The sequence below is a fragment of the Streptomyces sp. NPDC097617 genome, assembly GCF_044761485.1.
Lineage (GTDB): Bacteria > Actinomycetota > Actinomycetes > Streptomycetales > Streptomycetaceae > Streptomyces.
Genome location: NZ_JBIWCL010000060.1, coordinates 1 through 9,519, shown reverse-complemented (window position 1 = coordinate 9,519; position 9,519 = coordinate 1). Strand labels below are relative to the sequence as shown.

The following is a 9,519-nucleotide window of genomic DNA, read 5'->3' as shown; positions in this document are numbered from 1 at the left end:
TCTGGCACAACGACAAGACTGGGCAGCCGGTCAAGCGGTCACTGATCGCCTACGACCACTGACAGTGAGGACACCCCTTGGACTCATTCATCTAGCGGCCCGGGCTCCTGCGGGCCGGAAGCCGGACGTCCATCCGGTAGAACCGCGTGATCTGCCGGGTCAGCTCGTTGTCGTCGCCGGCCAGCAGCAGCCGGCCGGGGCCGTCGTGGTCCGTGACGACCATCCCTCGGTGTTGTCCACCAGCGGGTGGTTCTGCGGCAGCTTCGACGGCGCTCCCAGCGTCGGGCAGTCGGCGAAGTCCCCGATCGCCACCCGCCGTCGCTGCCGCGCTCCCACGTCCGGACGCGCTGGAGGGTCCGGCCCCGCGCATCCTTGCCGTCACCGGCCAACTTCCCTTCACAACCGGCCGGTCCGGCCCCCCGACCCGCCCCCGGACCCGCCCCCGGACCGGGCGAACCGCGCCGGGCTGATCCCGACATGGCGCCCGAAGTGCCGCGTCAGGTGCGCCTGGTCGTAGAACCCGGCCGTCACCGCCGCCTCCGCCGGCCCCACCCCCGCCAGCAGCAGCCGCCGCGCCACCGCGACGCGCCGCGCGGTCAGATACGCGTGCGGCGGCAGCCCGTAGGCCGCCTTGAAGCTCCGGATCAGGTGCGTGGGGTGCAGGTGCCCGAGCTCGGCCGAGGCCTCCTCCAGCGTGATCCCCTCGGCCACCCGCGCGTCGAGCAGCTCGCGCAGCCGTACGGCGACCCGCGCGCCCGGCATCCTTGTCGGCACCTCCCCCGGCCCCGCGCCCGCTCGCCCCTCCAGCCACCGGTGCAGCCGCTCCCGTACGAAGGCGAGCCGCGACTGCGCCTCGAAGGGTTCCGGCTCCGCGAGCGCCAGGTGCAGGGCGTGCACGCGCTCGCGGAGCGCGGGATCGGCCAGCAGCGGGGTACCGAGCGCGGCCCCGGTCAGCCGCTCCTGCAGCACCGAGGCGTCCAGGTACAGCACGCGCTTGCGGAAGCCGGCCTCGGTGACGGTCCGCCCGTCGTGGGCCACCCCCGGCGGCAGCAGGATCACCTGATCCGATACCCCGGCGCCGTGCCGTTCCCCGTCGAGGGCGAAGTCCACGCGTCCGCCGTCGAGGATCATCAGCGTCCAGGTGTCGTGCACATGGGCCGGGTACGCGTGCGCGGTGAAGCGGGCGTGGAAGACCTCGGCGATCCCGGGCACCGGCGGCTGCCAGGCCCGGACGATGCTGCGCGGACGTATCGCGGCCATGTCAGGAACGTACAAGACCGCCCGCGGGCACGGCCCCACGCTGTCCGTATGACGATACGCAAGGTCAACATCGCCGAAAAGCTGGCCGGTTTCACCGAGCAGTGGGCCCCGCGGCGCATCGCCCGCGTCAACGACTACGACGTCAAGCTCGCCCGGCTCCAGGGCGAATTCATCAGCCACACCCACGAGGACACCGACGAGCTGTTCCTCGTCGTCGGCGGCACCCTGACGATCCGGCTGCCCGACGGGGACGTGGTCCTGGGCCCCGGCGAGATGTACGTGGTCCCGCGCGGGGTCGAGCACTGCCCGGTGGCGGCCGAGGAGGCGCAGATCCTCCTGTTCGAGCCGGCGGGCACGGTCAACACCGGCGCCGAGGGCGGGGACCGCACCCGGGAGCCGGTGGACGCGTAGGGATGCGCCTCAGGCCTGCGGGAAGCGGGCGTCGTAGCGGGCGAAGTTCCGCCAGCGCAGCGCGAGCAGGCCCAGCACCAGCACGCACGCCAGCCCGCCGCCCGTGATGGCCGCGGTCGGGGAGGTCAGGTCGGCGGCGGCCCCGGCGAGGAAGTCCCCGAGCCGGGGTCCGCCCGCGACAACCACGATGAAGACGCCCTGGAGGCGGCCGCGCATGTCGTCGGGGGTGGCGGCCTGGAGCATGGTGGTGCGGAACACCATGGAGGCGGTGTCCGCGTACCCGGCCAGGGCCAGGAAGAACATGCCGAGCCACAGGTTCCGGGTGAGCCCGAACACGGCGACGGCCAGCCCCCACCCGGCGACGGCGAGCAGGATCGCCAGTCCGTGCCGGCGGATGTGGCTCTGCCAGCCGGAGAACAGCCCGCCGAGCAGCGCCCCGGCGGCCGACGCGGCGACCAGCAGGCCGACCGTGCCGGGGCCACCGCCGAACCAGAGCCCGGCGATGGCCGGGAACAGCGCCCGGGGCTGCGCGAGCACCATGGCGGCCAGGTCGGAGAAGAAGGTCATCCGAATGTTGGGCCGGGTGCAGAGGAAGCGCAGTCCGTCCAGGACGGAGGCCCTGCCCCGCGCGCCCTCGGCCCGGTCGGGCTTCATCGACGGCAGCCGCCACATTGCGTAGAGCGCGGCGGTGAAGGTGACGGCGTCGATCAGGTAGGCCGTCTGGTAGCCCCCGAGGGCGACGATGAATCCGCCCAGGGCCGGGCCCACCATCATCCCGAAGGTCATGGTCACGGAGTTCAGGGCATTGGCGGCGGGCAGCATCTCGGTCGGCAGCAGCCTCGGGATCATGGCGGACCGCGCCGGACCGGTGAGCGCCCCGCAGACCGCCTGGAGGGAGACGACGGCGTACAGGAACCAGACGTGGTGGAAGCCGAGCAGCGCGGCCGCGGCCAGGGCGATCGAGAGGGCGGCGGCGCCCAGCGAGCTGTAGAGGCCGAGTTTGCGCCGGTCGACGGTGTCGGCGATCGCACCGCCGTAGAGGCCGAAGACGACGAGCGGGACGAGTGAGAAGAGCCCGACGAGCCCGACCGAGAAGCTGGAGCGGGTGATGTCCCAGACCTGGAGCGAGATCGCGAGGGTGGTCATCGCCTGGCCGACCCAGGAGATGGTTCCGCCGAACCACAGCCTCCGGTAGTCCGCGGATGCGCTGATCGGGGTCAGGTCGGCGAATATTCGCTGCCAGAGCTGGGGTGGGGCGGTCGTCCGGGTCACAGCGGATGATATCCACCGGCTGCCGCGCACCCTCGGGGATTTTTCGCCGCTTCACACACCGGCAACAGTCGCCACACCCGGCTCCCGACTTTCGGCGCGGACGGATCATTGCCGGTAACTCGCCACTATCACCGGACATTTGACTGAATCGACGTGCGCTCCCCACCTCGGGTTCAGCTCATGATGAAAAGACTCGTATGTCCAGGGAGGCGTAGTGATCGAACCTGGCAACAGCACCACGAGCACCGGCACGACGCAGAACACGGTGCCCCCCGCCGTTCCCCTCACCGTCGGCGTCGAGGAGGAGTTCCTGCTCGTCGACGCCCGCACCTTCCGGGTGGTCCCCGCCGCCCCGCTGGTCCTCGCGACGGCCGGCGGCCTGCCCGGCGAACTGCACCCCGAGGGCACCCGCTACCAGGTGGAGTTATCCACCCCGATCGCCCACTCGGCCGCCACGCTGCGCGCCGAGCTCGCCGCCCTGCGGCGCACCCTCGGCCGCGCCGCCCGCGCGCACGGCTGCCGGCTGCTGGCCGCGCCCTCTCCGGTCGTCGCCGTGAAGGGCCCGCTGCACCTGACCGACGACGAGCCGCGCCAGCGCGAGCAGCACCGCCGCTTCGGTGCGCTCACCGACACACTGGTCAGCTGCGGCCGCCACATCCACATCGGCACGCTCGACGTGGACACGGCGGTGGCCGTGTCGAACCGGATCAGACCCTGGCTGCCCACGCTGATCGCGCTGGCCGCCAACTCGCCGTTCTGGGGCGGCCGTGACACCGGTCACGCCAGCTGGCGGGCGATGGCCTGGTCCGGCTGGCCCTCGGCGGGCCTGCCCCCGCACTTCACGTCCACGGCCCACTTCCGGCGCTCGGTACAGACCCTGCTCGGCTCGGGGGCGGCCCTGGACACCAAGATGGTCTATTGGGACCTCCGCCCCTCCGGGCACTGGCCGACGCTCGAGATCCGGGCGCCCGACATGTCCCCGGACATCGACTCGGCCGTCCTGCAGGCCGAACTGGCCCGCGCGCTGGTCTCCACGGCGCTGCGCGAGATCGCGGAGCGCCGCCCCGAGCCGGCCGTGCGGGACGACGTACTGCGTCTCGCGCGCTGGCGGGCGGCCCACGACGGCCTGGAGGGCTTCGGCCTCGACCCGTACACGGGGACGGAACTCCCCGCGGCGGACCTGGCGGAGGCCCTGCTGGACCTGGTCGCCCCGGAACTGGCCGCGGCGGGCGACCTCGACCACGCGGCCAAGACCCTGGCGAGCCTCCTGCGCGACGGCTCGGGCGCCCACCGCCAGCGCGCGGCATTCGCCCGCCGCCAGGACCTGACGGACGTCCTGCGCCACCTCACGGACGAGACGGAGGACTTCTAGCCCCGCACCCCGCACCACCGCCCGGAAACACCAAAGCCGCAGGTGCGATCGTTTCTGCACCTGCGGCTTGCGGTGGGGCGGGCGGGACTCGAACCCATAGGAGTGATGCCTCTCACCTGCGACGATGCCAAAACAACGGACAAAATCACCCCTATCCATCCGGCTGCATCCCCCTCGATCCAGCTCGATCGGGAGCGGTTAGGCGTTCGCCACACCAGTTCCTCTTCCGCTGCAACGCGACCACTACCCCGAGGTGTACGGCGGGACCTCGAACTCCGGAGCACCGGATCACCCCTGGGCTGCGCCGAGCTTCGTGAGCCTCTGGCCCCATTACCGTCCACAAGACGCGGCTACGTTCCGTAGCGGACGGCTCGACGGCGGAAGCATCGGGTCGTGGTGTCGCCAGAGACGTGATGGCGTAGGCCCTCGGTGATGTTGTGTCCCGCCCGGCCAGGCGGAGCGCGCCGACGGCGAGGTTTATCCGCGCGAGAGCGGGTCGATCAGCTGTGCGTCCGGCAGGCTTCATCGGGGTGGGCCCGGCGTGGGATTCGCCTGGGGCTGTCCGTGATCCGTGGTGGATCAGTGCGCGACGTCGGATGCGGTGCGTCGCAAGTCGGAGGGGGGTTCGCATACTGGATGTATGCGGGTGTTGCGACACCCCGGCGAGGTGTCGGAACTGTCGTCGCACGCCCGCCAGTGACTACGGGACGATCCTCAGCCATATGGCCATCCACGTGCGGTAGTTCGCCCTTGACGCCAGCGAGGAGTCAGGCGCGAACGTCTCGCTGCTGCACTTCCTTGAGGACCGCCGCCACCGTGGCGAAGTCATGGTCCACGTGGAGCACCGTGTGGGCGTGGTGGACCGCTGTCGCACACACCAGGAGATCGATGGCTCCGGCGGCGCGGTGTTGCCCGCGCTGGGTGAGTTTGTACTGCGCGGTGTCGACCCAGCGCCACGCGCTCTTGGGAACCGGCGAGAGGTGGCAGAGGTCGTCAATATCTTCGGCCAATTCATCCCGATGGGCGGGGCTTGTGGCCGAGTAGAGGAACTCCGCCCTTGTCGGCTCACAGATGTGGAACACGCCGGCGGCGATGTGCCCTTCCCAGGGCCGCAACGCCCCTGGCGTACGGAAGAGGTGCCACAGGGCGGACGCGTCAAGAAGGTACGTGATCATTCGAAGGCTGCCCGCCGGGCGCGCTTGGCAGCCGCATGCGCCGCGGCCGCAGCCTCGAACTCGCCCCGCTCACCCCGCGCCGCCAGCTTCTCGGCAGCCTCCAGCCGCTTGATACGCGCCACGTAGTCCCGCAGAGCCCCGTTGACTGTCTCCTTCTTCGTCGAGGCACCCATGAGCCGCATCGCCTCGGCCAACGCCTCATCATCAAGATCCACCTGGGTCACAGACATACCAGGCACCCCTTCCCGCGCGTCCACGATGTACATAACCATGATACGCCACCAACATCCGCGACGGCGGCTCATCGCGCACGAGGCAGACCATGCGCAGAGGAGCCGATGTCGCGCACAATGCGCCGGGGCTGGGTGGGGTGCAGCGCCTCCCTCAACGGCCGTGGGACCCGACCACCACACGTCCCACCGACGAATCGAACGAAACCCCAGGTCACAGACCTCTACGGGCTTGCGGGGGAAGGCACCGCCACACGCTCGCCACACCGGCACGGGGATCCCAGCGCCGCGAGAACTGCGTTTCTGCAGGTCAGAAGGTTTCTTCTGACCTGCGGGAGTGGGGCGGGTGGGACTCGAACCCATTTCAGTGACGCGTCTCACCTGCGAAGATGCCGACGGGCCGGACATATCTATCCGTTTCCATCCGGCTGTGTCCTCCTCGATCCTGCTCGATCGGGAACCGTTCGGCGTTCGCCGCACCACTTTCCCTGCGTCCCGCACTCCCACCGCACCCGCGAAGCTCACGACGGCTTTTCCGGCTAGCTAGCATCCCCGAAGCACCGCACGAGTTGCTACGGTTCCCCACGCCTTGACACAAGGCCGCCTCGCACACCGTCACTTTGCGTAACGCCGTCCGTGGCCGAGGACACCCTCAGATTGACGGTAAAAACGCCCTGGCCCCGCTGCCGGCCGCAGTCCCCGGTACTTCCGTCCGGCTTGCCTAGTTCCGTGACCGCATAGGTTCACGGATCTAGGTCAGGCTGCGGGTGCGCGGCCAACCGATTCGGCGGGATCTGCGTCACAGTCAACAGGACCAGCTGGAGCGACGGAACCCTCTGCCCCAGCAGTCGCTCCCCACCCATCTCCGCCAGACCACGGCACGCGGAAGCGCCGCCCAGCGGTGGCCCGAGAAACGAAACTGCCACTACCCAACCGATAGGCTGAATTCAGCCATGTCGCTGTCTTTTCGGCCGTGCCGGATGCCGCACGTACGCCCCTGTCACTGCGCCCACCATCGAGCACCCTGTTTCCGTCAAAGCCCTTCTTCTCGTGTCGAGGTGGTCTGGACGCGGCCGTCGTACGGTGCCCCAGTCAGTCGACGTCTGCCGTCCATGCAGTAGGGGAGGCTCGACGGGGCGAAACTGCGGTGGCGCCGGCCGGGCCGCTGAGCGTCGTTCGGCACGGACGCCACCCGCCCTGATCACGCTATGCGGTGATCTCCCTCCGGCGGCGCACTCACCCGAAGGCAGAATGGCCCCGTGAGTGGTATCTGTCTGATCTGGGCGAGGGCGGCATGGACTCTTTCGACGTAGGGCGACTGACGGACCATGACTTTGAGGTGGTCTGCCGCGACCTGTTCGGCGACATGCTTGGCGTGCCGCTCGAGATCTTCCCGCGCGGCCGCGATCACGGAATCGACCTGCGGCACGTTGCCAACGATGGAACGACGACCATCGTGCAGTGCAAGCACTGGCCTCGTGGCAGCCAGGCTCAGTTGACACGACACCTGATCAAGCACGAACTGCCCAAGGTCATCGGGCTGAAACCGGACCGGTATGTCATCGCCACCAGCGTGGGACTCACTGTGGACGGCAAGGAAAAGTTGCGGGCAGCCTTCCACCCCTACATTCGAGGCGCTGGCGACATTCACGGCCTGGAGAGCATCGTTGCGGAGCTTGGGAGTCGCCCGGAGCTGGTCCGGCGCCATTTTCGACTCTGGTTGAGCAGCACGGCAATCCTGAGGACTGTGCTGCACCAAGGTAAGCATCTCCAGTCCTCCTGGCTACGCCGGCGCCTAATCAGAAGCGCCGAGAGCTTCGTCCCCCATGAGGGCTTCGAACGTGCCAAGGAGGTCCTGAGCGAGCAACGCGTCTGTGTCATCGCGGGGGTACCTGGCGTGGGGAAGACGACGAACGCCCTCATGCTGGCTTGCTGGCTGATGGACCAGGGCTACGAGCTGCATGAAGTATCCAGCGACATCAAGGAGATCACTGACCTGTGGGACGAGACAGTGCCGCAGGTCTTTCTCTACGACGATTTCCTTGGCCAGACCACCCTGGAGTCCTCACTCAACAAGAACGAGGACTCCAGGATCCTTTCGGTCATCGACGAAATCCAGCGCTCGCCCCTTAAGGCTCTGATCATGACGACCCGCGACTACATCCTCGAACACGCTCGCCTCAGACACGACCGACTCACATATCCCGAGATAGCGAGTGCCACCACAGTCGTCTGCCTCAATGATCTGAGTCTCGGGGTGCGCGGCGAGATTCTCTACAACCACGTCCGCCGGTCCTCTTTGTCATCCGATCAGAAAGCTAGATTCGCCGACCCGGCGGCCTGGAGACCGATCGTCCAGCACAACAACTTCAATCCTCGCCTGATCGAAGAGACTCTGCGGCTCGCGCCTCGCGCAAAGGGCGGTGGCGATGCGGTCAACACGATGATGGAGAATCTTACGGATCCCCGGCGTGTGTGGGAACGCATAGTTGAAAACGAGGTTCCGGACGAAGGGGTTCATCTACTGGAAGTACTCTTTACGTTTCAGTCCGCAGAGCTGAACACCCTGGAGGAGTCGTGGTCGCGCTATCGTCGCGCCCTCGGCGCGGCAGCTGACGGTCGGACCTTCCGCAAGGCGCTACAACTACTGGAGGGAACCATGCTGCGCCTTGATGACGGTGCGGTATATCCTCATAATCCGTCAATCAACGACTACATGCGCTACCACCTCCACGCCGATCGAGTGCGCATCCGGGAGCTGTTGGCTGCATGCGTCGAGCCGAGGCAGGTCTACAGCCTTGTCGCCGCGGCGGAGATGGCCGATGGTATCGGGATCCTTGCCCAGCTCAAGGCGCACCCACAGTGCCTGGTTGATGCGGTCCGCAACACGATCGACCGCGTGGACACGTCTCTCTCGGAGGAGGATGAATCCCGGGCCAGCCATCTGGAATGGGTTCTTGAGACGGCTGAGATGCTGGGTTCCATCCCGCTCGCAACTTTTACCTTGGAGGCCACAGAATATTACCTAACGCCCTACGAACATCATTCGCATATGGTGAGTCTTTCGAATGCGCTGAGTGGAAGTACTTTGGTATCGGGGGACCGAGTTAAACAGTTCCGCGACCGCGTGTCCGAGGGGATCCGAACCGACCTAATGTATCCCGAAGAGGACGCGGATGCTTTTATGCTGGTTGAGCTGCATAGCCTCTTGGAAGAACTATCCGCCGGGCTTCCCACGAGCGATGCGCGGGAACAGCTGATGCGTGGCGCACTCGAAGATCTCCGCAATCTCGTCACGCATGACGAAAGCGGCGACAACCCGTACTATATCGACAGGATGCGTGAGCTTCTCCGATTTATTGGTGACGAAGAATCCGAGCGGCCCGAAATTGCCGCTGCGTCGATCGCGGTGGCAAGGTTCGACGATGCCCGGCGTGCTGCAGAGAAACCCGCGGCGCCTCCCCTTGAAGTAGACATCCGCTGGTTGCTGCAGCCCGGATTCGGTCGCGACGACGCCCTAGTCACCGAGTTGTTGGGGAGACTTGGCTCCCCTGAGGAGCCGGACGCCTAATGGGGAGCCGTCCCGGTCGGACTCACCCACAGCACGTAGGTTCGTGAGCAGAACGCGGTGTAATCGGCTCGTGATGGTGGCCTCGGCACTTATGTGCCCGTACCCGAGGCACTCTGTACATCATCCAGCCGAGGGAGGTTCCCCCGAGATGCGGGGATGGGTGACAGAGGGTCAGATGGGTCTCATGAGAGGAACCCAGCCGATGGCTGCCCCGAGGAAGTACCCGCT

8 protein-coding genes are annotated in these 9,519 nt (G+C 67.6%); 3 read left to right on the top strand and 5 right to left on the bottom strand.

Annotated features, from left to right (window positions below; all coding sequences use genetic code 11):
- Window positions 1-91 precede the first annotated feature (91 nt).
- Together ACIQZO_RS40180 and ACIQZO_RS40175 are read right to left on the bottom strand one after the other, a co-directional pair.
- Window positions 92-223, bottom strand: coding sequence for a hypothetical protein (locus ACIQZO_RS40180; RefSeq protein ID WP_403636336.1), 132 nt, complete (start codon window positions 221-223; stop codon window positions 92-94).
- Window positions 224-396: 173 nt separating this feature from the next.
- Window positions 397-1,260: a helix-turn-helix domain-containing protein gene (locus tag ACIQZO_RS40175; RefSeq protein WP_403636334.1), complete on the bottom strand. Its 864-nt coding sequence runs from the start codon at window positions 1,258-1,260 to the stop codon at window positions 397-399.
- A 48-nt stretch (window positions 1,261-1,308) separates the two neighbouring features.
- Here ACIQZO_RS40175 and ACIQZO_RS40170 point away from each other — a divergent pair, with 48 nt between their 5' ends.
- On the top strand, window positions 1,309-1,671 hold the full coding sequence (locus ACIQZO_RS40170) for a cupin domain-containing protein (RefSeq protein ID WP_403636333.1): 363 nt from the start codon (window positions 1,309-1,311) through the stop codon (window positions 1,669-1,671).
- 9 nt (window positions 1,672-1,680) lie between these two features.
- Here ACIQZO_RS40170 and ACIQZO_RS40165 read toward each other — a convergent pair whose 3' ends face one another.
- Complete coding sequence (locus ACIQZO_RS40165) at window positions 1,681-2,943, bottom strand: MFS transporter (protein ID WP_403636331.1); 1,263 nt, start codon at window positions 2,941-2,943, stop codon at window positions 1,681-1,683.
- Between the two features lie 214 nt (window positions 2,944-3,157).
- On the opposite strand from ACIQZO_RS40165, the gene ACIQZO_RS40160 reads away from it, so the two are divergent.
- Window positions 3,158-4,315, top strand: coding sequence for a glutamate--cysteine ligase (locus ACIQZO_RS40160; protein ID WP_403636329.1), 1,158 nt, complete (start codon window positions 3,158-3,160; stop codon window positions 4,313-4,315).
- 767 nt (window positions 4,316-5,082) lie between these two features.
- Here ACIQZO_RS40160 and ACIQZO_RS40155 read toward each other — a convergent pair.
- Both ACIQZO_RS40155 and ACIQZO_RS40150 read right to left on the bottom strand, forming a co-directional pair.
- Window positions 5,083-5,490, bottom strand: a complete 408-nt coding sequence (locus ACIQZO_RS40155) for a PIN domain-containing protein (RefSeq protein WP_403636327.1) — start codon at window positions 5,488-5,490, stop codon at window positions 5,083-5,085.
- Window positions 5,487-5,720: a type II toxin-antitoxin system VapB family antitoxin gene (locus tag ACIQZO_RS40150; protein ID WP_185301024.1), complete on the bottom strand. Its 234-nt coding sequence runs from the start codon at window positions 5,718-5,720 to the stop codon at window positions 5,487-5,489. Before ACIQZO_RS40150 ends, ACIQZO_RS40155 begins: the two co-directional genes overlap by 4 nt.
- Before the next feature lie 1,294 nt (window positions 5,721-7,014).
- Here ACIQZO_RS40150 and ACIQZO_RS40145 point away from each other — a divergent pair.
- A complete protein-coding gene (locus ACIQZO_RS40145; protein WP_403636325.1) occupies window positions 7,015-9,291 on the top strand; it encodes a restriction endonuclease in 2,277 nt (758 codons plus the stop codon).
- Window positions 9,292-9,519: the final 228 nt, after the last annotated feature.

What these genes read in the sequence shown, in the direction of transcription:
- ACIQZO_RS40155 (WP_403636327.1), bottom strand. Translation starts at nt 5,490, where the DNA reads ATGATCACGTACCTTCTTGACGCGTCCGCCCTGTGGCACCTCTTCCGT.
- ACIQZO_RS40180 (WP_403636336.1), bottom strand. Translation starts at nt 223, where the DNA reads ATGGTCGTCACGGACCACGACGGCCCCGGCCGGCTGCTGCTGGCCGGC.
- ACIQZO_RS40175 (WP_403636334.1), bottom strand. Translation starts at nt 1,260, where the DNA reads ATGGCCGCGATACGTCCGCGCAGCATCGTCCGGGCCTGGCAGCCGCCG.
- ACIQZO_RS40150 (WP_185301024.1), bottom strand. Translation starts at nt 5,720, where the DNA reads ATGTCTGTGACCCAGGTGGATCTTGATGATGAGGCGTTGGCCGAGGCG.
- ACIQZO_RS40145 (WP_403636325.1), top strand. Translation starts at nt 7,015, where the DNA reads ATGGACTCTTTCGACGTAGGGCGACTGACGGACCATGACTTTGAGGTG.
- ACIQZO_RS40170 (WP_403636333.1), top strand. Translation starts at nt 1,309, where the DNA reads ATGACGATACGCAAGGTCAACATCGCCGAAAAGCTGGCCGGTTTCACC.